We start from the raw sequence: 25,961 nt of genomic DNA, 5'->3' as shown, positions 1-25,961 counted from the left end.
TCACTCCTACAGGTTTTGCATTCACACCCGGATATTGATGAGCGCCATAAAGCTCGCTCCCACAGGTTGAATTTGTGTTGAGGTCAGAAGAGTTCGTTGAAGGGGATGAAGCGCAGCGGGTCGCCGAGGTTGTGGGTGCTGTTCTCCGGGATTTCCACAAGGCCATCGGCCCAGGTTGCACCGAGCAGGACGCCGGAGCTTTGATTCGGATAAAGCACTGCACGCCCCGCTTCCAGCCTCACCCGCAGGTATTCACGGCGGCTGCCAGCCTTGTGCCAATCGAAGCCCGCGTTAACCGTAAAACTCAGCGGCATGACTTCTTCCACGCCTTGAATGCGCAACAGATACGGCCGCGCCAATAAGCCAAACGTTACCAGCGCCGACGTCGGATTACCCGGCAAACCAATCACCGGCACCGTGCCGAAATGCCCGACCGTCAGCGGTTTGCCAGGCTTGATCGCCAGTTTCCACAACAGCGGTTTGCCATTGTCGCGCAGCACCTGCCCCAGGCAATCAGCATCACCGGCAGACACGCCACCCGTGGTCAGAATCAGATCAGCGCTCACTTGCAGCTGCTCAAGCTTAAGCCGAGTCTGCGCCGGGCGATCCGGAAGGATCCCGGCGTCGATCACTTCGCAGCCCAGCTCAAGCAACCAGTGGCCGAGCAATACGCGGTTGCTGTTGTAGATACTGCCGGGACGCAGTGGCTGGCCGGGCTCGACCAGTTCGTCACCGGTCGACAGCAGCGCCACACGCGGGCGACGCACCACGTGCAGTTGCGCCAGCCCTTGCCCGGCGGCGACCGCCAGCTCGAACGGTCCAAGGCGTTTGCCGGCGCGCAGCAGGATGTCGCCGACGCGATTTTCCTGACCTTGCGCGCGGATGTTCTGCCCCGCCTTCAGCGGCTGCAAGAAGCGCACGCGGCCGTCCCCCAGCACTTCGACGTTCTCCTGCATCTCGACGCAAGTGGCGCCGGGCGGCAGTGGTGCGCCGGTAAAGATCCGTGCGCAGGTGCCGGGCAGCAACGTGTCCGGCGCCAGCCCGGCGTAAACCTTTTGCGAGACCTGCAGCGGCTGTCGGTGCAGATCGGCGAGGTTGAGCGCGTAGCCATCCATGGCGCTGTTCGGCCACGGCGGCAAGTCGAGTGTCGCCACCAGATCACTGGCCAGCACCCGCCCACGCGCATCGTCGAGCGCCAGCAGTTCGCTGTTAGCCAGACGTTGCTCATTGGCCATGCCGAGCAATTGGTCGAGAGCGTCTTCGACCGGCATCAGCGGTGCTTTGCTCATCCGCGTGACCCGCAGGCTTGCACGGCTTTCAGGTGCGGGACGAAGTTGCACGGGCGATGACGGTTATCCAGTTGTTCGGCAAGAATGCCTTCCCACGCCGTGCGGCACGCACCGGTCGAACCTGGCAGGCAGCACACCAGCGTGCCGTTCGACAGTCCGGCCAGCGCGCGGCTTTGCACGGTGGATGTACCGATATCCAGAATCGAAATCGCCCGGAACAGTTCGCCGAAGCCGTCAATCTGCTTATCAAACAAGCAGGCCACCGCTTCCGGCGTGCTGTCGCGACCGGTAAACCCGGTGCCGCCGGTGATCAGCACCACTTGAATGGTTTCGTCGGCAATCCAGTTCGCCACCTGTGCACGGATCTTGTACAGATCGTCCTTGAGCAAGTTGCGCTCGCTCAAGGTGTGCCCGGCCTCCAGCAAACGACTGACCAGCAACTGGCCGGACGTATCGCTGGCGTAATCGCGCGTATCGCTGACCGTCAGCACAGCAATATTCAGGGGGACAAACAGGGCATCGGCTTTGGCGCTCATGGCAGTTCTCCGGCAGCAGTCAATCAACATTGCCGAGCAGCCTAAGTGCCACTTATGAGTACTGTCTAATCACTCTCGCCAACCGCATTATCGACCCGCTCTATCGGTGCTTTTCACCTCGCCAGACGCCAGCAGAACCGGGCCTGATAGAGCTGATCGATTGGCCCTTAAACAGTTCCGATTGGACGAATATCCGTCCAGATGAGATCGTCGCACCCTGCGCTTTTCGTGCGTCTCGCGCATCTGCGTCAATACTCAATCAAAAAATCCCCATCGAGCAGGTGCCATCGTGGACATCAAACAACTCAAGTTCCTGATCGCGCTGGACGAAACCCGCCACTTCGGCCAGGCCGCCGCACGCTGCCACATCACTCAACCGACGCTGTCGATGCGCCTGCGCAACCTCGAAGACGAGCTGGATCTGGTGCTGGTCAACCGTGGCCAGCGCTTTGAAGGTTTCACTCAGGCCGGCGAGCGCGTGCTGGCCTGGGCGCGCACCTTGCTGGCCGCGCATGACGGTTTGTTCGCCGAAGCGGCGGCGTGTCGCGGGCAACTTGTCGGTAGTCTGCGTTTGGGTCTGGTGCCGCTCAGTAGCTTCAACCCTGTCAATTACATTCAGGGTCTGTCGGCGACGTATCCGGAGTTGAAGTTCAGCCTGTCGTCGCTCAGTTCTGACGAGATCATTGCCGGGCTGGGCAATAACCAACTGGACTTGGGTGTGTGCTATCTGGATCACGTCAACCCGAACTATTTCGAGTTTTTCGAGATCGGCGAAACTCGCGTCGGCCTGCTCTACGACAACCGGCATTTCCATTTCGAAGGCTCGGAAATGAGCTGGGAAGACGCCGCCGAGCTACCGTTGGGGATGATCACCGCCGGCATGCATTACCGTAAATCCATCGACTTGAGTTTCCGCAGCCGAGGGCTCAGCCCGCAGCCGATCATGGAAAGCGATTCGACCTATCAGCTGTTGCAGGCGATTCACCAAGGCTTCTGCTGCGCGATCATGCCGCTGGACAGTGGCCTGGAAGAACCCATCGAGCACCTGTCGTTCATGCAATTGCCAGATGCCAGTGTGCTCGCACCGCTGGGCCTGGTGATGCGCAAGACCGAACCGCGTTCAGCGATTGCCGAGAAGTGTTTTGCCGAGGCGCGGAAGTTGTTTGGGGTTGAGGTTTCTGCCGAGTAATTGATGTCGTATATCAGGCCGCCTTCGCGAGCAGGCTCGCTCCCACACTTGAAATGCATTCCCCTGTGGGAGCGAGCTTGCTCGCGAAGAGGCCCGAACAATCGATACAAATCCTGGTTGATCGACCAAAGCAATCACCACATCAGAACAAGCGATTGGACGCACTTTTAACGCCCCCGTAGCCTGAACACTCTTCAGCGCCTCGGGACTTTCAAGATGCTCTGCCAAGTCGAAACCATCACAGAATCCACCAGCGAACCCAACGCCCCCGCCCCACAACCAGCGCAGGTGGCGTTTCGCGAATACCTGCCCGACACCGCCATCTCCCACGCCGCACTAGCATCGGAAATCGCTCTCGCCATTAGCTACAACGGCCTGAGCCAGGCAGTGATGATGGTCTCGCCCGGCAACCTCGAAGACTTCATTCGTGGCTTCAGTTTGAGCAACGCGATCATCGACAGCGTCGACGAGATCTACGACATCCGCCTCACGCATTTCGATCAGGCCTGTCAGGCCGAGGTGCAGATTTCCAGCCGGGCGTTCTGGGCCTTGAAAGATCATCGTCGGCAAATGACCGGCACCAGTGGCTGCGGCATCTGTGGCGTCGAAGCGCTGGAGCAGGCACTGCCGCAACTGCAGATCCTGCAACCTTCAGCACTGCCGCCGGCCGAGCATTTCGACGGCATTCGCCAACGTATCGAAGCCGCTCAACAACTGGCGCGCAGCAGCGGTGCTCTGCACGCCGCACTGTACTTCGACGTCGACGGTGAAGCGCTGCTGTGCCGCGAAGACATCGGCCGCCACAACGCCCTCGACAAGCTGATCGGCGCGATGCAACTCGATGCCATCGACGCCGCTGCAGGCTTCGTCGTGGTCACCAGCCGTTGCAGCCTCGAACTGATCCACAAAGCCGTGCGCGCCCGCCTCGGCACCCTCGTCAGCCTGTCCGCGCCGACCGCTTTGACTGTGCGGTGGGCACTCAAGCATCGACTCAATCTGATCCATGTGCCGCACCGCAACGCCCCGCGAATTTACAGCCCGATCCAGGAGTATTCCGCATGAGCCACACCCTCACCCACCTCGACGATCAGGGCCGCGCCAACATGGTCGACGTCAGCGATAAAGCCGCGACCCGCCGCGAAGCCAGCGCGCAAGCCTGGGTGCAGATGCGCCCGCAAACCCTGCAGATGATTCAGGCCAACGGTCATCCGAAAGGCGATGTCTTCGCGGTGGCGCGGATCGCCGGAATTCAAGCGGCCAAGCGCACTCATGAACTGATCCCGCTGTGCCATGCGCTGTTGCTCAGTTCGATTCACGTCGAACTCAAGGCCTGCGAACCGGATCGCGTGCAGATCACCAGCACCTGCCGCCTGACCGGCCAGACCGGTGTCGAACTCGAAGCGTTGACCGCCGCCAGCGTCGCCGCGCTGACCATTTACGACATGTGCAAAGCGGTGGATCGGGCAATGGTGATTGGCGACATCCGCCTGCTGAGCAAACAGGGTGGGCGCTCGGGGCACTTTCAATGGGAGGATGCGCAATGATCCTGATCAACTACTTCGCCAGCTACCGTGACCGGCTCAATCTGGGTGGTGAAAAAATCCCGCTGACTGAGGCTTTGGGCTGTGTTGAAGATGTGCGGCAGATGCTGATGCAGCGCGATGCTCTGTGGCGCGAAGTGCTCGGTGCCGGGAATCTGATGTGCGCCGTGAATCAGGAGTTGTGTCAGCCGAGTCAGGTGATTGAGGATTTCGATGAAATCGCGTTTTTCCCGCCGGTCACCGGGGGTTGATGATGACGATTCGAGTCCAGCACAAAAGCTTCGATGTCGGCCAGTTGACTGCTGATCTGCACGCGCGCAATCCACGGGTGGGCGCGGTGGTGAATTTCATTGGTTATGTGCGTGATCTGAATATTGGCCAGAGCGTGAATGAACTGTATCTTGAGCACTATCCGGGGATGACCGAAAAAGCCCTCAAGCAGATCGCCGAAGAAGCCCGTGAGCGCTGGCCGCTGTTGGGGGTGGAGATTGTGCATCGGGTCGGCGCGTTATCGGTGTGCGAGCCGATCGTGTTTGTCGGGGTCAGCAGCAAGCACCGGCATATGGCGTTCGAGGCCTGCGCGTTCATCATGGACGTGCTCAAGACCCGTGCGCCGTTCTGGAAGCGTGAGAGTACGCCTGAGGGTTCTCACTGGGTCGAGGGCCGTGAGAGTGATCGGGATGCGGCGTTGCGCTGGAGTCTGGCGCACGCCTGAAAAGCAAAAGCCCCTCACCCTAGCCCTCTCCCGGAGGGAGAGGGGACTGATTGGGGGATATTGCAGAAGTACGCCGACGTGAAGGAGTTGTGGTGAATCCATAATCGATGGGATCTTTCAGGTCGATGGATAACACAAGACACCTCGGTCGGCCCCTTCGGGTGACCATCAAATCCATAATCGACTCGATCTTTCAGGTCGATGGATAACGCAAGACACCTCGGTCGGCCCCCTCTCCCTCTGGGAGAGGGCTGGGGTGAGGGTTGAAAGTCTGATTAGATAGCCACTCCGCCAGGACCCAACTCCGGAGTCTCGCTTGAGCACAGCGCCGAACAACCTGCCCCGCCCCGATCCCGTCACCCTGCGCCAGGCCTGGCGCTTTTGGCTGAAACTCGGCTGCATCGGTTTCGGCGGGCCGGCCGGGCAGATCGCGATCATGCATCAGGAACTGGTCGAGCGCCGGCGCTGGATTTCCGAAAAGCGTTTCCTGCACGCACTCAACTACTGCATGTTGCTGCCCGGCCCCGAGGCTCAGCAATTAGCGACGTACATCGGCTGGCTGCTGCATCGCACCTGGGGCGGAGTCATCGCCGGTGCGCTGTTTGTGTTGCCGTCGTTGTTCATTCTGATTGGATTGTCGTGGCTGTACATCGCCTTCGGTGACGTGCCGACGGTGGCCGGGGTGTTTTACGGGATCAAACCGGCGATCACCGCGATTGTGTTACACGCCGCGCATCGCATCGGCGCGCGTGCATTGAAGAATGCCTGGCTGTGGGCGATTGCCGGGGCATCGTTCGTGGCGATTTTCGCCTTCAATGTGCCCTTCCCCTTGATCGTCCTCGGGGCTGCATTGATCGGCTATCTGGGCGGGCGATTCGCCCCTCAGCGGTTCAGCAACGCGGGTGCGCGCAACAGCGAGAAATCCTTCGGCGCGGCGTTGATCGACGACGATACGCCGGCGCCCGAACATGCCCGTTTCAGCCTGCCGAAGCTGCTGCGCCTGGGGTTGATCGGCGCAGTGCTCTGGTGTTTGCCGATGGCGTTATTGACAGCATTGTTCGGCTGGGACGGCACCTTCACGCAAATGGCCTGGTTCTTCACCAAAGCCGCGCTGCTTACCTTTGGTGGCGCTTACGCGGTGCTGCCTTACGTCTATCAGGGCGCCGTCGGGCATTACGGCTGGTTGACGCCAACGCAGATGATCGACGGCCTCGCCCTCGGTGAAACCACCCCCGGCCCGCTGATCATGGTGGTGGCGTTCGTCGGTTTCGTCGGCGCCTACGTGCAACCGGCGTTCGGCCCCGAACATGCCTTTGCCACCGGGGCGCTGGCGGCAACGTTGGTGACCTGGTTCACCTTCCTGCCCTCGTTTCTGTTCATCCTCGCCGGTGGGCCGTTGGTGGAATCGACGCACAACGAACTGAAGTTCACCGCACCGCTGACGGCGATCACCGCTGCTGTGGTCGGGGTGATCCTGAACCTGGCGTGTTTTTTCGCTTATCACGTGTTCTGGCCGAACGGTTTTGCCGGGGCGCTGGATCTGTTTTCGCTGATGCTGGCGGTTGCGGCGGCGTTGGCGCTGTTCGTTTTCAAGCGCGGCGTGATCAGTGTGTTGATCGTTTGCGCCCTCGCCGGGCTGGGCTTTCACCTGATGCGTTGAACCCTGGCCTGCGAATCTCCCGTTTACACGCCCGCGAATTCCCCCTTACTATCCGGGCACACCGGTCGGCGGCTCAGCCCGCCACCGACGTTTTCCGCCAACGGAAACACGCGTTATGAGTACGTCACCACAACAACGAAAATCGTTGAACGTCTCTACCCTGCGCGCCCTCTCTCACAGGGGCGGCGTATGAATCGTATCGTCAATCTCCCCATGGCCCTGCGCCGTTCCAAGCTGCGTCACTCCGCGCGCCCGCCGGATATCGCCCGGTCTGTCTGATCGCGTCCGTTAAAGAACCGCGACAGTCCCCTGCTTCTTGATATCCCTGCCAGGACCGCCACGCCTATTGCCGCGTCGTGTCCGGCCCGAATCTGCGCGCCCGTGCGGCGCCATCGTGAGTGATTGATTATGAAATTCGCAGCCATCGAAGACGCACGCCTGTTCCTTGAACAGAACCCCGATATCGACATGATCGAACTGTTCATCCTCGACGCCAACGGCGTGCCGCGCGGCAAGCTGTTGCACCGTGAAGAACTGCTCGCTGTGTACGAAAGCGGCCGGCCGCTACCGAGCACTATTCTCGGTCTGACCGTGCAGGGTGAAGACGTCGAAAACTCCGGTCTGGTCTGGGACGTCGGCGATATCGACTGCCGCGCCTACCCGCTGGAAGGCAGCCTGGTGCGCCTGCCGTGGCGGCAGATTCCGACCGCCGCCGTGCAGGTCAGCATGCACCCGACCGAGGGCATGCCAGCCAGCATCGCTGACCCACGCCACCTGCTGATCAAGGTCATCGACGGCCTCAAATCCGAGGGTTATTACCCGGTGATGGCGTGTGAACTGGAGTTCTATCTGCTCGACGCCAAACGCGATCACAACGGCCGCCCGCAACCGGCACTGGACGCTGACGGTGGTCGACCGCGACACACCCAGGTTTACGGTTTGCGTGAGCTGGAACAGATCGAACCGTTCCTCGCCGACCTCTACAGCGCCTGCAAACTGCACGGCATTCCGGCGCGCACGGCGATCTCCGAGTACGCGCCGGGCCAGGTGGAAATCACCCTCGAACATGGCGACGCGCTGGAGGCGATGGACCAGGCTGTGCGCTACAAACGTCTGGTCAAAGCCATCGCCCACAAGCACGGCATGCAGGCAACGTTCATGGCCAAGCCGTTCGATGATCTGGCGGGCACTGGCATGCACATGCACGTGAGTCTGGCCGATGGCGAGGGACGTAACCTCTTTGCCTCGGAAGACCCGGCCGGCACGCCGCTGCTGCGCACAGCGATTGGCGGCATGCTCGCCTCCTTGCTGGATTCATTGCTGCTGTTCTGTCCGAACGCCAACTCGTACCGGCGCTTTCAGGCCAACAGCTACGCGCCGCTCGCGCCGACCTGGGGCGTCGACAACCGCACCGTAAGCCTGCGCGTTCCGGGCGGCCCGGCCAACACTCGGCACATCGAACACCGCATCTGCGGCGCCGACGCCAACCCCTATCTGGCAGCGGCGGCGATCCTTGCCGGGATTCATCGTGGTATTCGTGAAGACCTTGATCCGGGTGCGCCGGTTGAAGGCAATGGTTATGCGCAGGCGAAGGAATTGCTGCCGACTGATTGGCTGACCTCGCTGCAAGCGCTGGAGAATTCGGTATGGGCGCGGGATGCCTTGGGGCAGGAATTTCTCGGGGTGTATCTGGCGGTGAAGCGTGCCGAGTATCGGCAGTTCATGGCCGAGGTGGGTGAGCAGGATTGGCGCTGGTATCTCACCGAGGCCTGAAGACTCACCCCTACCCCCTGTAGGAGTGAGCCTGCTCGCGATGAGGCCATGTCAGTCAAACCATCTGTGAATAACACACCGCTATCGCGAGCAGGCTCACTCCTACAAGGGACCGCGTACAACCTAAGAATTCGTGTGGACACTGACATGACCGAACGCTGCAATTCCTACTACACCGCCACCCTCAACCAGGACACCGACTACCCGACCCTGCAAGGCCGGCACAAGGTCGACGTGGTGATCATCGGCGGCGGCTTCACCGGCGTCGCCACCGCCGTCGAACTCGCTGAAAAAGGCCTGAAAGTCGCCATCGTCGAAAGCCAGAAGATCGGCTGGGGCGCCACCGGCCGCAATGGCGGCCAAGTCACCGGCAGCCTTTCCGGCGACGGCGCAATGCGCAAACAGATGCGTCCGAAACTCGGCGACGAGGTCGATGATTTCATCTGGCACCTGCGCTGGCGCGGACACGAAATCATCCAGCAACGCGTCGAGAAATACGCCATTCAGTGCGACCTCAAACATGGCCATTTACACGCGGCGTACAAGCCCAGTCACATGACTGACTTGCGCAAGGATTACGAAGAAGCAGTGCGCCGTGGACTGGGCGATGAGGTCAGTCTGCTCGACCGCAGCCAAGTGCGTGACCTGCTGCAAAGCGATCTCTACCACGGCGCAATCAAGAACACCCGCAACATGCATCTGCACCCGCTCAACCTGTGCATCGGTGAAGCGCGGGCGGCGGATAGTCTGGGGGCGCTGATCTTCGAAAACAGCGAAGTGCTGGAGATTATTCACGGCGCTACGCCGGGCGTACGCACGGCTCACGGCCAGATCGATGCCAATCAGGTGATGCTCGCCGGCGACGTCTATCACAAGCTCGAACCGGGGCAGCTCAAGGGCAAGATTTTCCCGGCCATGGGCGGCATTGTCACCACCGCGCCGCTCGGCGATCTGGCCAAGCAGATCAACCCGGAAGATCTGGCGGTGTACGATTGCCGCTTCGTCCTCGACTACTACCGCCTCACTGCCGACGGCCGCTTGCTGTTCGGTGGCGGCGCCAACTACAGCGGCAAGGATTCACGGGACATCGCCGCCGAACTGCGCCCGTGCATCGAGCAGACCTTCCCGGCGCTCAAAGGCGTGCAGATCGATTACCAGTGGAGCTGCGCGATGGGCATCGTCATCAACCGCATCCCGCAACTGGGCAAGCTCTCGGACAACGTCTGGTATTGCCAGGGCTACTCGGGGCACGGCATCGCAACGACGCACATCATGGGCGAAATCATGAGCCGGGCGATCACCGGGCAAATGGAGCAGTTCGATACGTTTGCCGCGTGTCAGCACATTCGTGTGCCGATGGGGGATTTGCTCGGCAATCCGTTACTGGCTGCCGGGATGTGGTACTACCAGATGCTCGAAAAGTTGCGGTGATTGCATTGGCCCTATCGCGAGCAGGCTCACTCCTACATTTTGGAATGCGATCCCCTGTAGGAGTGAGCCTGCTCGCGAAGAGGCCCTCAAATCCAGCAAAAATTCAATCCGGGAGTTGCTCCACCACAATCCCCAACCGCCGATAATCCTCGACACTCCCCGACGCCACGTGCCGCTCGGTAATCAGCGTATGCAGGCGCGTACACGGCGCCACCACAAACGGCTCCACCGCTCCCAACTTGTCCGCCGAAGTCACCGCAATCACCCGCGTTGCGCCCTCCAGCATCGCCTGCTTAACCGGCACTTCATCAAAATGCAGCGAAGTAATCCCCACTTCCGGATGAATCGCACACACCCCGGTAATCGCCAGATCCGCCCTGATCCCGGCCAGCAACCGCAGCGCCTCATGCCCACCCGCCGCCATCGTTCGCGGGTTCAACTGGCCGCCAGCGAGAATCACTTTCACACCCTTGAATTCAGACAAGGCAATCGCCGTCATCGGTGAAGCGGTCACCGCCGTGATGCTGATACCTGCACGCAACGAGCGCGCGACCTGCAACGTGGTTGAGCCGGAATCGAACAGCACAATCTGCCCGTCATCAATCTCCTGCGCCGCCCGCTGCGCCAGGCGAATTTTCACCTCATCCGTCTCGTCCAGCCGCGTGAAGTAATCCTTGCCGGAGTCCTTCGGACGCGGCAGCGCGCCGCCGTGCACGCGTTGCACCAACCCGGCAGCGTCCAGTTCGGCGAGGTCGCGGCGAATGGTGTCTTCGGACACTGCGAAGTGCTGGCTCAACTCGGACGCCATGACTTTGCCGTCGCGTTCGAGGAGCAAAAGGATTTTCTGTCGACGCAGGGATGGCAGTTCTGCCGCTGAGTGATCGTGCATGGTCATGCCTGTTTATGCTTGTAATTGCAGGTTTTTGCGAGAGTAGCGAAAGCCTTGAACAAACACAAACTGGCGAGGTATCAATTGTTTCGATCATTGGAATCAACAAGGCGAATTTTTTCTTTGCTTTCAACCTGTTCAGAATGGCCGCACTTCTAAAAGGCTCAGGATGAACACCTCATGAATCTCAATTTTGCGTTCGCGTGCATGATCGTTGTGTCGTTCGCGATTGCCCTCGGCCACGCCTGACAGCGCCTCAGACCGACGCCAGCAATTGCTCGCGCAGCCATTTGTGCGCCGGATCACGATGCGAACGTTCGCCCCAGAACATCGCCATCTCGTAACCCGGCACTTCCAGCGGCGCGTCGACCACTTGCAACGCCGGGTTGCCGCGCACCAGGCGTGACGGCAGCATCGCCACCAGATCGGTGCTGGCCAACACCGACATCGCCATCAGAAAGTGCGGCACCGACAACACCACTTTGCGCATCAGCCCAACATCGGCCAACGCCCGGTCGGTCACCCCGAAAAAGCCCCCGCCCTCGCGCGACACCATCACGTGCTCCAGCGCGCAGAACTGTTTGCGCGTGGGCGCAGACTTCAGCCCCGGATGGCCGACTCGACCGGCCAGCACATAACGTTCGGTAAACAGCGGACGTCGATGCAGCTCCGGCGGCGCATCTTCGCTGATGTGCAGCGCCAGATCGAACACGCCCTGCTCGGCCTGCTTGACCAGATGCGCCGGCGTCAGATCGATCACCGCCAGACGCGTGCCCGGCGCCTGTTCGCGCAAACTGCTCAGCGCCGGCAACACCACCGTCGACTCGCCGTAATCGGTCGCGGCGATCTTCCAGGTGTGGGTCGCCAGCGCCGGGTCGAACGCACTGGCTGGCGCCACCGCCCTTTCCAACGCCTCCAACGCTTCGCGCAATGGCTCGCGCAATTCATCGGCGCGTGCCGTCGGGCGCATGCCACGCGGCCCGGGCAACAGCAGCGGATCACCAAAGATGTCGCGCAACTTGGCCAGATGCACACTCACCGAAGGCTGCGACAGGTTCAGGCGCTGCGCCGCGCGGGTGACGTTGTGCTCCGACAGCAACACATCGAGGGTCAGCAGCAGATTGATATCCAGTCGTCTCAAATTATTCATGGCTATACCAGACATATCAGACATTCATTTCCAATATACCGGTTGAACGCCGATCCTGCAGTCACTCAGCTAACGGAGCTTCAACATGAAAGTTTTACTGGTTTACGCCCACCCTGAACCGACGTCCCTCAATGGCTCGCTGCGCGACTTCAGCGTCCAGCGCCTGCAAGCCGCCGGCCACACTGTGCAGGTCTCCGACCTCTACGCAATGAACTGGAAAGCCAGCCTCGACGCCGACGACGCCCCTGAGCGCGATGCGACGAAACCGTTCCACGCCTCGCTCGACTCGAAAGTCGCGTACGCCGAAGGCACTCAGGCTGCCGACATCGCCCGTGAGCAGGAGAAACTGCTGTGGGCTGACGCGCTGATTCTGCAGTTTCCGCTGTGGTGGTTCACCATGCCGGCGATTCTCAAAGGCTGGGTTGATCGTGTGTATGCCTATGGCTTTGCCTACGGCGTCGGCGAACACTCCGACAGCCGTTGGGGCGAGCGTTATGGCGAAGGGAAAATGAAAGGCAAACGGGCGATGTTGATGGTCACCACTGGTGGCTGGGAATCGCACTATGCGCCGCGTGGGATTAATGGGCCGATGGATGATTTGCTGTTCCCGATTCAGCACGGGATTTTGTATTACCCCGGTTTTGAAGTGGTGCCACCGTTTGTGGTGTATCGGACCAGTCGGATGGATGCGGCGCGGTATGCGGAGACTTGTGATGAGTTGGGGCGGCGGCTGGATGAGTTGTGGAGTGCGCGGCCGATCGGGTTTCGGCAGCAGAATGCGGGGGAATATGAGATCCCTGCTTTGACGTTGAAGAGCGATATCGCGCCGGATAGCGAAGGCTTCGACGCACACATCCGCTAGCGCCGCATCGACCACGTAGAGCAAAAGCCCTCACCCTAACCCTCTCCCAGAGGGAGAGGGGACTGACCGAGTTGTTTTTTCGAGCTACACCGACCTGGTATATCGAGCCGAACTCAAGTTTTGAACAGCCCACAATCGGCTCCCTTCCCCCTCGCCCCCTTGGGGGAGAGGGCTGGGGTGAGGGGGACGGATCTAACTGACACACCGCAACATGCAGGCATCAGTGGCTCCGGTCAGGCCTCTTCGCGCGCCCGCCGCACCTGAACCAACAACGCCGGCGCAAAATGCAGCAACACCATCCGGCTCAAATGATGCGTCAGGATAAACACCACATTCAGCCCCCCACCAAACGCGACAATCGCAATCGTCTCAATCGCCCCCGGCATGTACGCCAGCCATAACGAAAGCGGATCACTGCCCAACCAGCGCGCCGCGACTTCAGCAAATACTGCGGCAACCACAATCATCAAACCGACCGAGACCAACGCCGTGCGCCCGTGCCGTCCCAGCTCCGCGACGCCAAGCCCCTGAAACCTTGAGCCGATCCGCACGCCGAGAATCAGCGCCGCCAGATTCAAACTCCAATCCGGCATATGAAAACCGTGCAGCCATCCCGCTTTCACAAACACCGCCGTGATGATGATCGCCGTAAGCATGAACGGCGCCGGTACGCCAATTACCAACAGCAAGCGCCCAAGCAGCACGCTCAGCGCGATCACCGAACACGCGGTCAGCGCCATGCCCGTCGTCAAAGGATCGCCATCGGCAACCGCGATGGCCGCTTGGCCGGGGATCAGGAAACTCACCAGCACGGTGATCAACAGCAACCGCATCAGGTGCACGATGATGACCTTGCTCGACGCCTTTTCCGACTCCAGCAAATCGAACACCGCTGCCAGTGCGCCGGGATAAACCGCCAACAGCGCATCGGTGCGATTCCAGCCTGCGCCGCGCGTCAGCCACCATCCGGCCAACGCGATCTGCACTGCCAGACAAATCAGCAACACACCGAGGCTCGGCAACATCGTCGAAGCCGTCTCGCTGTCCCACGCTTCGAACATCAGCCCGGTGGCGATGCCCAGCGTGATCTGGATGTAGCCCAGTCCATAAGGAGTTGCCGGGGCGATACCGGTTTTACTGGCAAACAATGCGGTGACGACAATCGAGCCCAACAGTAAACCGTGGGGCACACCTTCGAACTGCAACAGCGCACCGAAACCGGCAGCAATCAACAAACACAGAATAGATTTCATCAATCCTCCATCGACTTGAAAGTGTGACTTACGTCGTCTGAACCAATGAGTCAGGATGTACTTTCATGGCGCGTGATCGATGGTTTCTTCGGTGTTTGCGCAACTAGTATTCTGGGGGTGTGCTGTTCCTGTGACTGAACCAGCTTCTCGCCCTTGATAATCTTCAGGCATTCAAGCAACGAGCTGACACCAAAGAAACCCGCGACCGGCACGGTGATACCCATCCAAAAGGCGAATTTCGGTTCAAGCCCCATTGGCTGGATCAACAGGAGTGGAGACATCGCAATAGCGGACCACACGATATACAGGGTGAAACTCCAGGCTTTTCTCCAGATCCTGGAAAAACGCTTTCTATACTTCGGGCAGAAATCAATCCTGTGGCGCTCGACATCAAGCTCAACGTACTTTCTGGAAAGCACATAGTCCCTGAGGTTTCTGGCCGGATTAACGAGGGAAATCAGATACGCGACATCGGCGGGATTGATCGTCGAAGTACCCGCGATAGCCAGGTAGCCGCGCTCCCTGACCAAAAGAGGTAAATCAGGGTTTTGCTCAATATCCTTCAACACCTCTTTCGCGACCCGGTACTCCTCCGCAAGCCGGCTTTTGCCCATAAACGATAATTCGCGAATCACCTTTGTCGCAGCAGCGACGACTCCGATTACCGTCAGTAGCTGAACGATCGTTGCAAACTCCATCCTTGGTTCCTCCCTCTGTGCCTTGCATGGCAGTAAATCGATCGGGAAATGACCTGAGCGGGCAATCCCCTGTTAACCGCGCAACCGTCCAATTGCCCGGCGGTATTTTTCGACCCGTTCCAGATCCTCCCAACTCGGCGAAGCAATCCGCGACAGGTCGCTGTTCTCTTCCAGATCCGCCAGCTTCACCACCCGACCGATCGGGTTCTGTGCCGCGCGGTCGACGAAGTCTTCATAGGATTCGCCCTGCACTTTGGTCACCGACTCAATCGCCGTCAGCACTTCTTCGCTGAAACCTTCATTACGCAAGTCATCGAGGCTGACACCGCAATCCTCAACCACGTCATGCAGCACGGCGACAATGCGTTCTTCCAGCGTGCTCACGCGTAACATGACTTTCAGCGGATGCAGAATGTACGGCGCACCGCCCTTGTCGACCTGCCCGGCATGAGCCGTGGCGGCGATGGCGATAGCGCGTTCGAGGGTCTGGGTCATGGGAGTCTCCGTGGGTTAAACGCCGTAGCGGCCGCCGACGTGGATGTTGCGTTTGAGCCAGTTGCCGATCGCTTTAAGCCGCCCGGTTGGCTTCGCTGGCCCGGAATGACGCTGAAGAATCAGCGTCACCAATGTGGCCTGATCGGCTTTTGGATGGGCATCGATCAACTCGGCAACCCACGCGCAATCAGCCTTTTTCAGATGCTCACGCCACTCACCGGGCCAGGCGTCCAGCTCATCCAGCGCCAACCACCGGGCACCGCCATGCTCCATATGCCCGCCGGACATCGACTGCTCGAAGCAGAAAGGCGTGGATGGCTTTTCAGGGTCAATGTGAAACAGGTAGATGTCGTGAAATGGATGCTGCGAGGGGGGCGCATTGTTGCGGCTGCCGATTTCGATCATGGGCAATATTCCATTCCTTGGGCGCTGATGTTTCCGATTGTTTCGCAGTGTACGCCACGGGAGCAAATCAAAAACCCGATGGAACCTCCCTCCTCCACGCCATCTCGAAACTATAAAGCGCCAACATCATCGATCAGACACGGCGCCCTTGAAGAGGAAATCCCGATGAACATTCGCTTCCTGCTTCTGCTCGCCACCTTCGCCGTCATCCCCACCTGCGTCATGGCCGAAGGCTGCGACGTGCAGACCCAATCCTCCAGCGCCTCGGTGCCAGCGGTGGAAACCCACAGTTGCTATGAATACGAAGGCATGCCGGTCAACTCCATCGACTGGTCGTGCAGCAATGAAAGCAAAGACATGCTCAACAGCACGAAAACCAAGGTTGAACATTGCGCCGATCACTATCAGGCCACATGCATCGCCACGATTACCCAGGAATCTCTGGCCAACCCCCACTCCACCAGCAAAGACAAAAACGCCAAAGCGCTGAACATCCCCGACAACGCGCAAGTGACCACGTATTACTACGACGTGGAGCATTTGGCGCAGGCGCGGATTGATTGTGAGAATGGCGGCGGGCATTGGAAAACCAAGTAAACGTTTGATATCCGCGCTTGCGACAGACAAAGAAAAGCCCGGCATAAAAAACCGGGCTTCTTAGGGCGCGATATCCATTAACCACCGCCATTACCACCACTGCTGCTACCGGACGGTTGACCCGCAGGGCTGGGCTTGGAGGCAGAAGGCACCGGCCCATTGTCGGTCTTGCCACCATCACCACCCTTGGGCAGCGAATTGGCATCCGGGTCAGCATTGGTGGCCGGAGACGCCGGTTCACGCGCCTGGCTATTGCCGTCGTTCGCCGTCGGGGTCGGCGTTTCGCCGGCCGCGATCGCGTATAGCGAACTGCCGGACAGCAACGCCGCGAGGGTTAACACCGCGATTTTATGGTTCAGCATGTTGGCTCTTCCTTTGTGTGGGGAGTTACAGCATTGGAAGAAGGTAGGCGGCGAACGTGCGGTGCAGCGGACCAATGGTTATCGCCCAAAAGGCTCGCGCAATTTCGACGTCTGAAAACTTCGTAGGAAAACACCCCATGTGGCGAGAGAGCTTGCTCCCGCTGGGTTGCGAAGCAGTCCCAAAACCGGATAGTCCATTTCTCCCAGACATACCGCACGCCCCGAATTACGACGGATGTGTCGCCGAGCGGGAGCAAGCGCGCTTGCCACGGGTACGGATTTCACGTCCTACAGGTCGGTTGTGGCTGGTGAAATTGATGCCTAGAGTGAGTCCGTCGCTGACCACAGTCAGCGATGGGTTTCGCAGCCCTCAGAAGTGACACACACCGCCAAATGACAACTGTGGCAAAATCCGCCACCGCTTCATTTTATGGCGGCTGTGTGTGGGAGACCTTCGGGTCTGCCGGTTTGACTCTTCTCCGGTCTGCGAACCCGCATACAGCTGCCACCCATTTGTTTCGCAGCAGAAGGTGGCACTTCCTGACACATTGAAGAGTGCAACCTATGACGATCAAAACACCGCTCCACCACTACGCCCACATGTCCCACCCCGCCACCGACCACCCCGTCCTCATCATCGACACCAACGCCCCACTACGCGATCTCCACGCCTGCGCTGCCGAACGCCTCAATGCCGTCCTCAATACCTCGACCTCATGGCCTGCACGCGCCTCCAGGACCACTCGGAACACGACATCAACACCGTTACCAATATCGCCAGAATTATGGTGCAGGATGTGAGTGACGTGTTTCGGATAATTGAACTGCGAGGATTCGAGTCGAGCACTTGAAATAACGGACATTATAAAATAAACGAAAAACCGCAGAAAAGCGGTTTTTCTCGAAAACCCTAAGACCCGAAATTTAAAAAAATACTACAACTTAAAACAAGCTTATGCACCATGGCATCTCTTGAATTTCTTTCCACTTTGACAGGGGCATGACTCATTTCTATCAATCGATCCAAATCTCTTCACAAACTCCTCCATCTTACTCTTCCGATCAAACAATCTTATCTTTTCATCGATTGTAGTTTTCAGCACATCATCTAAAAACAACGAAGGCCGCCACCCTCCAACTAGCTTATCAACCAAATAACTATCGAGCACAGAAGCCCCAAGCCCGACAAAAGGATTTAAAACACCAATTACATTTGGATAAATCAATCGAATAAATCTAGATGCTGCGCTTTGCTTGACAGGAGTTAACAAAGCAGACATAAGCAACTGTCCATCAAATTCCGCATTCGAATACCACTTCCTAAAAACACTCCCATTGAAAGACTCTCTACAGACCAATATGTCATCCAAGGAAACGACACCCTTTGAATACAAATAATAAATATCAGGTATTCCCTTGGCGCCGATTACTTTTTCAAATCCCTCAATTGGATCGGAACCGACGACATTCCGGAACGCCCCAAGCTTAGCGTTAGCATAATCTTTAACGTATGCATCCTGACATATAGAATCAATACTTAGTTTGTTCTGAATAATTAAAGACTGAGCACATTCTGAAACCCTTAAAATTCTGTACCCATCATGAGGATCAACTTGAGTCACCCTAGATGTCTTAAAATCAAGTTGACTCCTAAAATCCTGCCGACTAAAATCACCATTCAACTCGGATAATGCAACTTCAGTAAATCCATCAGCTCTTACCGAAGAGTTATCAACATATTGAACAATCCTAGAGCGAAGTGTAGGATGCAAACGTTCCGGCAAACGTTCCTCAAAACCTTCGAGCTCCGCCCAGTCAAACTTCATAAAAGACAACTCTAACGCAGCCTTACCACTTTTCACAACAAAGTCATCGACTCCAAATACTACTTTTACTATTTTTCTATCGAGTAATTTTAGTGTATTTTCAGCCCCAAGCGTCGACAACACTACACCAAGATCACCAGGCTTTAGATATATGTCATCATGGGTCACCAATGACATAAAAAATGCAGAAACAAACCCCCGCACTACAGCATCAACTTCCTCCCCCTTATCTAAAAAACCATAAAAAAACTCAACCTCTTCTTCATCACTTAAAGATTTAGCTTTAACTCTACATTTATTCGCAACCTTGTTAGTAATTAAAATACTACTCACGACTCCCCCTTACAAAGATTACGCTAGGTAAATGCCAAAATTAGAACCACCAACACTCAGATTGAAAAAGTGCATTTACCTCACGCTTCGCGAAGCAAACAACCTTTATTTTGCTAATTTTTAAAAATTCGCTGGCGTATTCGCACTAATAATCTCAGCCTCATCCGCCCCTATATTCCGAAACTTATGCGGCAGCGTCGTCGGAAAATAATACCCATCCCCCGCATTCAACACGCTCACCGCCCCATCCACGGTCAACTCCACCGTGCCACGCGTCACCAACCCACACTCCTCGCCCTCAGCATGCACAATCGGCTCTTCCCCGGAACTCGCACCCGGTGCGTATTGCTCGCGCAGCAGGCGCATCTGGCGACTTGGCACGGAGGCGCCGATCAGCAGCAGGCGCAGGCCGTGGCGGCCGAGGTCGGGTTGTTCGTTGGCGCGGAAGACGTATTGGTGTTCGCGCGGGGGTTGGTCGAAGGTGAAGAAGTCGGCCAGGGACATCGGTATGCCTTCGAGCAGCTTTTTCAGTGAGCTGACGGAGGGGCTGACGCGATTCTGTTCGATCAGGGAGATGGTGGCATTGGTCACGCCGCTACGCCGGGCCAGCTCGCGCTGGGAGAGTTTGTAGCTTTCGCGTACTAGTTTGAGTCGAGAACCCGTATCCATGACTGCCTTATGTGAGAACGACTTAAGGGCGATGGGGGTGGGTGGCGGGTGACGCGCCGAGGGCGCGGATCACGTTGCTCCCGTGTCCCGGAACCGTGAAAGGCGGCTATTAAATCACGTTTGCCGGTGTTGCTCAGCAGGTTCGATGGACGGTGCGGCAAAAGTCCTTCTGGCCTTGGTAATGCGGACCTGTAGGAGTGAGCCTGCTCGCGATTCGGTAGCACATCCAACATCAATTTGCCTGGATGACCGCCTTCGCGAGCAGGCTCGCGCCCACAGGGTTTGTGGTGTTTCTGTGGGAGGGATGGTGGCTGGGCTGGCCTCATCGCGAGCAGGCTCACTCCTACAATTTGATCTTTGGTGCTTCAGTCGGATTGATGTTGTTTTTGCTGGCCTCTTCGCTGGCAAGCCAGCTCCCACACCTGGATATCTGCGGTGTGGCGATAAGAAAAACCGGCGGGGTCTTGGGCCGCCGCCGGGGAGGTAACTTAGAGGCCGAAGCGGTCGCGCAGTGAGTAGTAGACGGCGCCAAGGGCGGTCAGTGGGGCCGAGAACGTGCGGCCGCCGAGCATTGGCATGTGCGGCAGCGATGCGAAGGCGTCGAAGCGTTCGGCGTCGCCGCGGATCATTTCCGAGATCAGTTTGCCGGCCAGGTGCGAGCAGGTGACGCCGTGGCCGCTGTAGCCTTGCATGTAGTAGGCGTTCTTTTCGATACGGCCGAATTGCGGCATGCGGGACATGGTCAGCAGGAAGTTGCCGGTCCAGCGGTAGTCGATCTTGACATCTTTGAGCTGCGGGAAGGTCTTGAGGATCTTCGGGCGAATCAGTTGTTCGATGTCGTCCGGTTCCCGCGCGCCGTAGACCACGCCGCCGCCGTAGAGCAAGCGGTTGTCGGCGGTGAGGCGGTAGTAATCCAACAGATAGTTGCAGTCTTCGACACAGTAGTTGTTGGTGATCAGGCTGCGCGCCTGCTTCTCGGTCAGCGGTTCGGTGACGACGATCTGCGAGCCGCACGGCATGCTTTTCGCGGTCACGCGGTTGTCGAGGCCTTGCGGCAGGTAGGCGTTGCCGGCGATCAACAGGTACTTGGCGCGGACCTGGCCTTTGGCAGTGCGCACGACGTTGGGCTCGCCGTATTTGATTTCCACGGCAGCGGACTGCTCGTAGATCTTGCCGCCCAAACGGGTGATCGCAGCCGCCTCACCGAGCGCCAGGTTCAGTGGGTGAACGTGACCGCCCTGCATGTCGAGCAGACCGCCAACGTAAGCATCGGAACCGACTTCGCGACGAATCTCAGCCGCGTCGAGCATCTTCAGATTGCGGTTGCCGTAACGTTCCCAACCGCGCTTCTGCTCGGCCAGACCGTTGAGTTGCTTTTTGTTCATCGCTGCGAAGATGCCGCCCGGGCGGTAGTCGCATTGGATGTCGTATTCCTTGATGCGCGAACGGATGATGTCGGCGCCTTCGAAGATCATGCTGCCGAGGATTTCCGCAGTCTTGTCGCCGTAACGCTCTTCGATCACGTCGACATCGCGGCTGTACGAGTTGACCAGTTGACCGCCGTTGCGACCGCTGGCGCCGTAACCGACTTTCGCCGCTTCCAGCACCGTCACTTTGTAGCCGGCTTCGGTGAGGAACAGCGCCGAGGACAGGCCGGTGTAGCCGGCGCCGATGATGCAGACATCGCACTCGACCGACTCTTCCAGAACCGGGAAGTCGATGACTTCGTTGCGAGTGGCGGCGTAGTAGCTGTTTACGTGTTGTTGCTTCATTTTATTGTTCTCCGAGGGTCGCTCATCAAAAGCGACCACCGTTGTAGAAAATCAGAGCTTGATCCAGGTCGCTTTCAGCTCGGTGTACTTGTCGAACGCGTGCAGCGATTTATCGCGGCCGTTGCCCGACTGCTTGAAGCCACCGAACGGTGCGGTCATGTCGCCGCCGTCGTACTGGTTGACCCAGACGCTGCCGGCACGCAGGCCTCGGGCGAAGGTGTGCGCCTTGCTGAGGTTGCTGGTCCAGACGCCGGCGGCGAGGCCGAAGATGCTGTCGTTGGCGATCTGCAGCGCTTCTTCAGCGGTGTCGAAGGTGATCAGCGACAGCACCGGGCCGAAGATTTCTTCCTGGGCGATGGTCATCGCGTTGGTCACGCCGTCGAACAACGCCGGTTGCACATAGAGGCCACCGGTTTCTTCGAGGGTGCGTTGGCCGCCGGCGATCAGTTCGGCGCCCTGCTCGCGACCGATGCTGATGTAACGCAGCACGTTGTCGAGTTGACGCTGATCGACCACGGCGCCGACGGTGGTGGCTGGATCGAGGGCGTGACCCGGTTTCCACGCTTGCAGCGCTTCCACCAGCAGCGGAATGAACTGCTCGCGAATCGAACGTTCGACCAGCAAACGCGAGCCGGCGGTACACACTTCGCCCTGGTTGAAGGCAATGGCGCCGGCCGCTGCTTGTGCTGCCGCGCGCAAGTCCGGTGCGTCGGCAAACACCACGTTCGGGCTCTTGCCCCCTGCTTCGAGCCAGACGCGTTTCATGTTGCTAAGGCCTGCATAAATCATCAGTTGCTTGGCAATCGCCGTGGAGCCGGTGAAGGCCAGCACGTCGACGTCCATGTGCAACGCCAACGCCTTGCCGACGGTGTGACCGAAGCCAGGCAGCACGTTGAATACGCCTTTCGGAATGCCGGCATCCAGCGCGAGCTGGGCGATGCGGATCGCCGTCAGTGGCGATTTTTCCGAAGGTTTGAGAATGAACGAGTTGCCCGCTGCCAGCGCCGGAGCGAATTTCCAGCTGGCCATGATCAACGGGAAGTTCCACGGCACGATGGCCGCAACCACGCCGGAAGGCTCACGGGTGACGAGGCCGAGTTGGTCGTGCGGTGTGGCAGCGACTTCGTCGTAGATCTTGTCGATGGCTTCGGCGCTCCAGCGGATCGCGTTGGCGGTCGCCGGGATGTCGATGCTCATCGAATCGCTGATCGGTTTACCCATGTCGAGGGTTTCCAGCAGCGCCAGTTCTTCCTGGTTCTGCAGGATCAGATCGGCGAAGCGGATCAGGATGCGCTTGCGCTCGGCCGGGGCTTTTTTTGCCCACACGCCGGACTCGAAGGACTGGCGCGCGACGTCAACGGCAAGGTTGGCATCGGCTTCATCGGTACTGGCCACGGAGGCGAGGAAACGGCCGTCGACGGGGCTCAGGCATTCGAAGGTATCGCCACTGATGGCCGGGCGGTATTCACCGTTGATGAATGCGCGGGCTTCGATGGTCAGGGACTGGAAGCGTTGTTCCCAGTCGTTGCGGGTCGTTGTCATTGTTGTGGCTCGACAAGGGGGGATTGGGGGTGTCGGGGTGTTGTGTCTGGGTTGAGATGGCTGCCCTCACCCTAGCCCTCTCCCAGGGGTAGAGGGGACCGACCGAAGTGTCTCGGGATCTGCACCGACCTGAACGACCGAGTCGAATATGGATTCGGCAAAAATCGTTCAGGTCGGCGGATTGCCCGAGCATCCCCGAATCAGTCCCCTCTCCCTCTGGGAGAGGGTTAGGGTGAGGGGCTTTTGCCTTTTGGGGCCCTCAAACACTCACACCGTATGCAGATACCAGTTGTACTCAAGATCAGAAATCGAGTTCTCAAACTCGGCCAGCTCGCTCTCCTTACACGCGACAAACACGTCGATGTACATCGGGTCGATGTAGCGGGCCATGACTTCGCTGTCGTCCAGCTCACGCAGTGCGTCGCGCAGGTTGTTCGGCAGGCTCTGTTCGTTCTGCTCGTAGCTGTTGCCTTCGACCGGAGCGCCCGGCTCGATCTGATTGGTCAGACCGTGGTGAATACCGGCCAGCACCGAAGCCATCAGCAAGTACGGGTTAGCGTCGGCACCAGCAACGCGATGCTCGATGCGCACGGCGTCGGCCGAACCGGTTGGCACACGGACCGCAACGGTGCGGTTGTCGATGCCCCAGCTCGGTGAGTTCGGTACATAGAACTGCGCGCCGAAGCGGCGGTACGAGTTGACGTTCGGGCAGAGGAACGCCATTTGCGCAGGCAGGGTCTCCAGCACACCGCCGATCGCGTGACGCAGTGCGGCGTTCTGCTCGGGATCCTCGCTGGCGAAGATGTTGTTGCCTTCTTTGTCCAGGATCGAAATGTGTACGTGCAGACCGTTGCCCGCCTGGCCCGGATACGGCTTGGCCATGAAGGTGGTGTCCATCTCGTGGTCGTAGGCGATGTTCTTCACCAGACGCTTGAGCAGGACGGCGTAGTCGCACGCCTTGATCGGGTCGGAGACGTGATGCAGGTTGACTTCGAACTGCGCCGGGGCGCTTTCCTTGACGATCGCGTCAGCCGGGATGCCCTGCTCTTTCGCGCCTTCGAGGATGTCTTGCAGGCAATCGACGTACTCGTCGAGGTCGTCGATCAGGTACACCTGAGTCGACACCGGACGCTTGCCGGACACCGGCGAACGTGGCGACTGCGGACGACCGTTCACGTTGTCCTGGTCGATCAGGTAGAACTCGAGTTCGAACGCGGCGCAGATGGTCAGACCGAGGTCGTCGAATTTGCGTACGACGTTGGCCAGCACTTCACGCGGGTCAGCGAAGAACGGCTGGCCTTCGATCTCGTGCATGGTCATCAAGAGTTGTGCGGTTGGGCGCTTCTGCCACGGCTCGATGCTCAGGGTGCCGGGGATCGGGTAGCAGATGCGGTCAGCGTCGCCGATGTCCAGACCCAGGCCGGTGCTTTCCACCGTGGAGCCGTTGATGTCGAGCGCAAAAAGCGAGGCCGGCAGGTTGATGCCTTTCTCGTAAACCTTATGAAGACTGGTGCGTTCGATGCGCTTGCCGCGCACCACACCGTTCATATCCGCAATCAGAAGGTCGACGTACAAAACCTCAGGATATTTCTTAAGGAATGCGTTTGCTTCGTTGAGTTGAACGGTACGCAGAGGGACCGACATGATGCACCTATTTAGCTGTTAATTATTATGTTCACTGCTGTTTCGCCGAGCCAGTCAACCCGAACGGCAAAGTGAAGTCAATAGCGAACAGATGGCCGCTCAGGGTTTATTTTTCGGGCTTTTTTTAACACTTGCGTGCCAATACAGGCGTCACAGCCCCGGGAATCATGAAGATTTGATGAACGGCGTTTAGAATTTTTTACATGGCAGTTGTTAATTAAAATCAACGAGACTAAGCTCCGGAAAAGCTCGTTCAAGTGTCAAACTTCGAGGTGAATAAAAATGGCATTCAAGCCATTGATCGGCGTTACTGCGTGCGTCAAACAGATTGGCCTGCACCCCTATCACATCAGCGGCGACAAGTACGTACGTGCTGTCAGCGTTGGCGCTAACGGGCTGCCAGTGGTCATTCCTTCCCTTGGCAACCTGACTGAAATCGAAGACCTGCTCGGTCAACTCGACGGTCTGCTGCTGACCGGCTCGCCCTCGAATGTGGAGCCCTTCCACTATCAAGGCCCGGCCAGCGCCCCCGGCACGGATCACGATCCGGCGCGGGATGCCACCACCCTTCCTTTATTGCGTGCAGCCATCGCGGCGGGCGTTCCGGTGCTCGGCATTTGCCGTGGCTTCCAGGAAATGAACGTGGCGTTCGGCGGCAGCCTGCATCAGAAGGTGCATGAGCTGCCGGGCATGCTCGATCACCGTGAAGCCGACAGCCCTGATGTGGCCGTGCAATACGCACCGGCCCATGCGGTGACCGTGCTTGGTGGCGGTGTATTCGAAGCGCTGGAGTTGCCGGGCGAGTTCCAGGTCAACTCGATTCACAGCCAGGGCATCGATCGCCTCGCCCCCGGCCTGCGTGCCGAAGCGGTGGCGCCGGACGGTTTGATCGAGGCGGTCTCGGTCGAACACAGCCCGACCTTCGCCCTCGGCGTGCAATGGCACCCGGAATGGCAAGTGCTCGACAACCCGAACTACCTGAAGATTTTCCAGGCATTCGGCGCGGCTTGCCGGCAACGGGCGGCGCGGCGCAACCAGCGCTGATCCAACCCAGGAATACGTAACGATTTACTGCCCCCACGGACGTCGGGTGTGCCTGCGCACATCCGTCATTCGTGAACAGCAACACCCGTAATAACAACAAGTACGACCCAGGCAGCCAGGACGGCGGCGCCGACCAAGCCCTCGGCAGTGCAAGGTCAGTCAGGCATGCGCAATTCCCCTGTAGGAGTGAGCCTGCTCGCGATAGCAATAGACCAGTCAACAGAGATGTCGACTGACATGGCCTCATCGCGAGCAGGCTCACTCCTACAGGGGATGTGTAATGACT

Annotated in this window: 25 protein-coding genes and 1 pseudogene; 12 read left to right on the top strand and 14 right to left on the bottom strand. The window is 58.7% G+C overall.

Annotation, left to right across the window (positions count from 1 at the left end):
• Window positions 1–83 precede the first annotated feature (83 nt).
• Complete coding sequence (gene glp, locus KBP52_RS30335; protein ID WP_212621655.1) at window positions 84–1,289, bottom strand: gephyrin-like molybdotransferase Glp; 1,206 nt, start codon at window positions 1,287–1,289, stop codon at window positions 84–86.
• Window positions 1,286–1,825 (bottom strand): molybdenum cofactor biosynthesis protein B, encoded by a 540-nt coding sequence (moaB, locus tag KBP52_RS30330; protein WP_212621654.1) that lies wholly within the window; start codon window positions 1,823–1,825, stop codon window positions 1,286–1,288. The genes glp and moaB overlap by 4 nt, the downstream gene beginning before the upstream one ends.
• A 289-nt stretch (window positions 1,826–2,114) precedes the next feature.
• On the opposite strand from moaB, the gene KBP52_RS30325 reads away from it, so the two are divergent.
• The 8 genes from KBP52_RS30325 (at window position 2,115) to KBP52_RS30290 (ending at window position 10,134) form a co-directional block, all read left to right on the top strand.
• Window positions 2,115–3,014 (top strand): LysR family transcriptional regulator, encoded by a 900-nt coding sequence (locus KBP52_RS30325; RefSeq protein ID WP_212621653.1) that lies wholly within the window; start codon window positions 2,115–2,117, stop codon window positions 3,012–3,014.
• A 216-nt stretch (window positions 3,015–3,230) separates the two neighbouring features.
• Window positions 3,231–4,076, top strand: coding sequence for a formate dehydrogenase accessory sulfurtransferase FdhD (gene fdhD / locus KBP52_RS30320; RefSeq protein ID WP_212621652.1), 846 nt, complete (start codon window positions 3,231–3,233; stop codon window positions 4,074–4,076).
• Complete coding sequence (moaC, locus tag KBP52_RS30315; protein WP_127928660.1) at window positions 4,073–4,558, top strand: cyclic pyranopterin monophosphate synthase MoaC; 486 nt, start codon at window positions 4,073–4,075, stop codon at window positions 4,556–4,558. Before fdhD ends, moaC begins: the two co-directional genes overlap by 4 nt.
• Entirely contained in the window at window positions 4,555–4,806 is a 252-nt protein-coding gene (locus KBP52_RS30310) for a MoaD/ThiS family protein (protein WP_212621651.1), read from the top strand. Before moaC ends, KBP52_RS30310 begins: the two co-directional genes overlap by 4 nt.
• Window positions 4,807–4,808: 2 nt before the next feature.
• The gene (gene moaE / locus KBP52_RS30305; RefSeq protein WP_212621650.1) at window positions 4,809–5,270 is read left to right on the top strand and encodes a molybdopterin synthase catalytic subunit MoaE; all 462 of its coding nucleotides are present in this window, start codon (window positions 4,809–4,811) and stop codon (window positions 5,268–5,270) included.
• Between the two features lie 316 nt (window positions 5,271–5,586).
• Window positions 5,587–6,930, top strand: a complete 1,344-nt coding sequence (chrA, locus tag KBP52_RS30300) for a chromate efflux transporter (protein WP_212621649.1) — start codon at window positions 5,587–5,589, stop codon at window positions 6,928–6,930.
• A 408-nt stretch (window positions 6,931–7,338) separates the two neighbouring features.
• The gene (locus tag KBP52_RS30295) at window positions 7,339–8,703 is read left to right on the top strand and encodes a glutamine synthetase family protein (protein WP_212621648.1); all 1,365 of its coding nucleotides are present in this window, start codon (window positions 7,339–7,341) and stop codon (window positions 8,701–8,703) included.
• 147 nt (window positions 8,704–8,850) lie between these two features.
• Entirely contained in the window at window positions 8,851–10,134 is a 1,284-nt protein-coding gene (locus KBP52_RS30290) for an FAD-binding oxidoreductase (RefSeq protein ID WP_212621647.1), read from the top strand.
• Window positions 10,135–10,237: 103 nt separating this feature from the next.
• On the opposite strand, the gene KBP52_RS30285 is transcribed toward KBP52_RS30290, so the two are convergent.
• Both KBP52_RS30285 and KBP52_RS30280 read right to left on the bottom strand, forming a co-directional pair.
• Complete coding sequence (locus KBP52_RS30285) at window positions 10,238–11,023, bottom strand: DeoR/GlpR family DNA-binding transcription regulator (protein WP_212623179.1); 786 nt, start codon at window positions 11,021–11,023, stop codon at window positions 10,238–10,240.
• A gap of 256 nt (window positions 11,024–11,279) precedes the next feature.
• Window positions 11,280–12,173, bottom strand: a complete 894-nt coding sequence (locus KBP52_RS30280; RefSeq protein WP_176091717.1) for a LysR family transcriptional regulator — start codon at window positions 12,171–12,173, stop codon at window positions 11,280–11,282.
• Window positions 12,174–12,258: 85 nt separating this feature from the next.
• Between KBP52_RS30280 and KBP52_RS30275 the strand changes: the two genes are divergently transcribed.
• Complete coding sequence (locus KBP52_RS30275; protein ID WP_116029579.1) at window positions 12,259–13,035, top strand: NAD(P)H-dependent oxidoreductase; 777 nt, start codon at window positions 12,259–12,261, stop codon at window positions 13,033–13,035.
• Window positions 13,036–13,268: 233 nt separating this feature from the next.
• On the opposite strand, the gene KBP52_RS30270 is transcribed toward KBP52_RS30275, so the two are convergent.
• From KBP52_RS30270 to KBP52_RS30255, 4 genes are all read right to left on the bottom strand, one after another.
• Window positions 13,269–14,288 (bottom strand): AbrB family transcriptional regulator, encoded by a 1,020-nt coding sequence (locus KBP52_RS30270; RefSeq protein WP_212621646.1) that lies wholly within the window; start codon window positions 14,286–14,288, stop codon window positions 13,269–13,271.
• 50 nt (window positions 14,289–14,338) lie between these two features.
• Window positions 14,339–14,986: a hypothetical protein gene (locus KBP52_RS30265; protein WP_212621645.1), complete on the bottom strand. Its 648-nt coding sequence runs from the start codon at window positions 14,984–14,986 to the stop codon at window positions 14,339–14,341.
• Window positions 14,987–15,058: 72 nt separating this feature from the next.
• Window positions 15,059–15,481, bottom strand: coding sequence for an HD domain-containing protein (locus KBP52_RS30260; protein ID WP_212621644.1), 423 nt, complete (start codon window positions 15,479–15,481; stop codon window positions 15,059–15,061).
• A gap of 15 nt (window positions 15,482–15,496) precedes the next feature.
• A complete protein-coding gene (locus KBP52_RS30255; protein ID WP_212621643.1) occupies window positions 15,497–15,886 on the bottom strand; it encodes a hypothetical protein in 390 nt (129 codons plus the stop codon).
• 165 nt (window positions 15,887–16,051) lie between these two features.
• On the opposite strand from KBP52_RS30255, the gene KBP52_RS30250 reads away from it, so the two are divergent.
• Window positions 16,052–16,483 (top strand): hypothetical protein, encoded by a 432-nt coding sequence (locus KBP52_RS30250; RefSeq protein WP_212621642.1) that lies wholly within the window; start codon window positions 16,052–16,054, stop codon window positions 16,481–16,483.
• 77 nt (window positions 16,484–16,560) lie between these two features.
• On the opposite strand, the gene KBP52_RS30245 is transcribed toward KBP52_RS30250, so the two are convergent.
• On the bottom strand, window positions 16,561–16,845 hold the full coding sequence (locus tag KBP52_RS30245; RefSeq protein WP_212621641.1) for a hypothetical protein: 285 nt from the start codon (window positions 16,843–16,845) through the stop codon (window positions 16,561–16,563).
• A gap of 564 nt (window positions 16,846–17,409) precedes the next feature.
• Between KBP52_RS30245 and KBP52_RS30635 the strand changes: the two are divergent.
• Window positions 17,410–17,696: pseudogene (locus KBP52_RS30635) on the top strand (fructose-bisphosphate aldolase).
• Window positions 17,697–17,798: 102 nt separating this feature from the next.
• Here KBP52_RS30635 and KBP52_RS30240 read toward each other — a convergent pair.
• The 5 genes from KBP52_RS30240 to KBP52_RS30220 form a co-directional block, all read right to left on the bottom strand.
• Entirely contained in the window at window positions 17,799–19,004 is a 1,206-nt protein-coding gene (locus KBP52_RS30240; protein ID WP_212621640.1) for an SEC-C metal-binding domain-containing protein, read from the bottom strand.
• 120 nt (window positions 19,005–19,124) lie between these two features.
• A complete protein-coding gene (locus KBP52_RS30235; protein WP_064120844.1) occupies window positions 19,125–19,673 on the bottom strand; it encodes a cupin domain-containing protein in 549 nt (182 codons plus the stop codon).
• 488 nt (window positions 19,674–20,161) lie between these two features.
• Entirely contained in the window at window positions 20,162–21,445 is a 1,284-nt protein-coding gene (locus KBP52_RS30230) for an FAD-binding oxidoreductase (RefSeq protein ID WP_116029571.1), read from the bottom strand.
• 51 nt (window positions 21,446–21,496) lie between these two features.
• The gene (locus KBP52_RS30225) at window positions 21,497–22,987 is read right to left on the bottom strand and encodes an aldehyde dehydrogenase (protein ID WP_212621639.1); all 1,491 of its coding nucleotides are present in this window, start codon (window positions 22,985–22,987) and stop codon (window positions 21,497–21,499) included.
• Between the two features lie 267 nt (window positions 22,988–23,254).
• Window positions 23,255–24,631, bottom strand: coding sequence for a glutamine synthetase family protein (locus tag KBP52_RS30220; RefSeq protein ID WP_007918694.1), 1,377 nt, complete (start codon window positions 24,629–24,631; stop codon window positions 23,255–23,257).
• A gap of 282 nt (window positions 24,632–24,913) precedes the next feature.
• On the opposite strand from KBP52_RS30220, the gene KBP52_RS30215 reads away from it, so the two are divergent.
• Complete coding sequence (locus tag KBP52_RS30215; protein ID WP_150793725.1) at window positions 24,914–25,675, top strand: gamma-glutamyl-gamma-aminobutyrate hydrolase family protein; 762 nt, start codon at window positions 24,914–24,916, stop codon at window positions 25,673–25,675.
• The last annotated feature ends 286 nt before the right edge of the window (window positions 25,676–25,961 follow it).

The organism is Pseudomonas sp. SCA2728.1_7, from assembly GCF_018138145.1.
In the GTDB taxonomy this organism is placed as follows: Bacteria; Pseudomonadota; Gammaproteobacteria; order Pseudomonadales; family Pseudomonadaceae; genus Aquipseudomonas; species Aquipseudomonas koreensis_A.
The sequence above is the reverse complement of the archived record's forward strand: the minus strand, read 5'-3'. Positions and strand labels throughout refer to the sequence as shown.

Coding starts and splice junctions, on each gene's coding strand:
- glp (WP_212621655.1), bottom strand. CDS start 1,289: ATGAGCAAAGCACCGCTGATGCCGGTCGAAGACGCTCTCGACCAATTG.
- moaB (WP_212621654.1), bottom strand. CDS start 1,825: ATGAGCGCCAAAGCCGATGCCCTGTTTGTCCCCCTGAATATTGCTGTG.
- fdhD (WP_212621652.1), top strand. CDS start 3,231: ATGCTCTGCCAAGTCGAAACCATCACAGAATCCACCAGCGAACCCAAC.
- moaC (WP_127928660.1), top strand. CDS start 4,073: ATGAGCCACACCCTCACCCACCTCGACGATCAGGGCCGCGCCAACATG.
- KBP52_RS30310 (WP_212621651.1), top strand. CDS start 4,555: ATGATCCTGATCAACTACTTCGCCAGCTACCGTGACCGGCTCAATCTG.
- moaE (WP_212621650.1), top strand. CDS start 4,809: ATGACGATTCGAGTCCAGCACAAAAGCTTCGATGTCGGCCAGTTGACT.
- KBP52_RS30295 (WP_212621648.1), top strand. CDS start 7,339: ATGAAATTCGCAGCCATCGAAGACGCACGCCTGTTCCTTGAACAGAAC.
- KBP52_RS30290 (WP_212621647.1), top strand. CDS start 8,851: ATGACCGAACGCTGCAATTCCTACTACACCGCCACCCTCAACCAGGAC.
- KBP52_RS30285 (WP_212623179.1), bottom strand. CDS start 11,023: ATGCACGATCACTCAGCGGCAGAACTGCCATCCCTGCGTCGACAGAAA.
- KBP52_RS30280 (WP_176091717.1), bottom strand. CDS start 12,173: ATGAATAATTTGAGACGACTGGATATCAATCTGCTGCTGACCCTCGAT.
- KBP52_RS30275 (WP_116029579.1), top strand. CDS start 12,259: ATGAAAGTTTTACTGGTTTACGCCCACCCTGAACCGACGTCCCTCAAT.
- KBP52_RS30270 (WP_212621646.1), bottom strand. CDS start 14,288: ATGAAATCTATTCTGTGTTTGTTGATTGCTGCCGGTTTCGGTGCGCTG.
- KBP52_RS30265 (WP_212621645.1), bottom strand. CDS start 14,986: ATGGAGTTTGCAACGATCGTTCAGCTACTGACGGTAATCGGAGTCGTC.
- KBP52_RS30260 (WP_212621644.1), bottom strand. CDS start 15,481: ATGACCCAGACCCTCGAACGCGCTATCGCCATCGCCGCCACGGCTCAT.
- KBP52_RS30255 (WP_212621643.1), bottom strand. CDS start 15,886: ATGATCGAAATCGGCAGCCGCAACAATGCGCCCCCCTCGCAGCATCCA.
- KBP52_RS30250 (WP_212621642.1), top strand. CDS start 16,052: ATGAACATTCGCTTCCTGCTTCTGCTCGCCACCTTCGCCGTCATCCCC.
- KBP52_RS30245 (WP_212621641.1), bottom strand. CDS start 16,845: ATGCTGAACCATAAAATCGCGGTGTTAACCCTCGCGGCGTTGCTGTCC.
- KBP52_RS30235 (WP_064120844.1), bottom strand. CDS start 19,673: ATGGATACGGGTTCTCGACTCAAACTAGTACGCGAAAGCTACAAACTC.
- KBP52_RS30230 (WP_116029571.1), bottom strand. CDS start 21,445: ATGAAGCAACAACACGTAAACAGCTACTACGCCGCCACTCGCAACGAA.
- KBP52_RS30225 (WP_212621639.1), bottom strand. CDS start 22,987: ATGACAACGACCCGCAACGACTGGGAACAACGCTTCCAGTCCCTGACC.
- KBP52_RS30220 (WP_007918694.1), bottom strand. CDS start 24,631: ATGTCGGTCCCTCTGCGTACCGTTCAACTCAACGAAGCAAACGCATTC.
- KBP52_RS30215 (WP_150793725.1), top strand. CDS start 24,914: ATGGCATTCAAGCCATTGATCGGCGTTACTGCGTGCGTCAAACAGATT.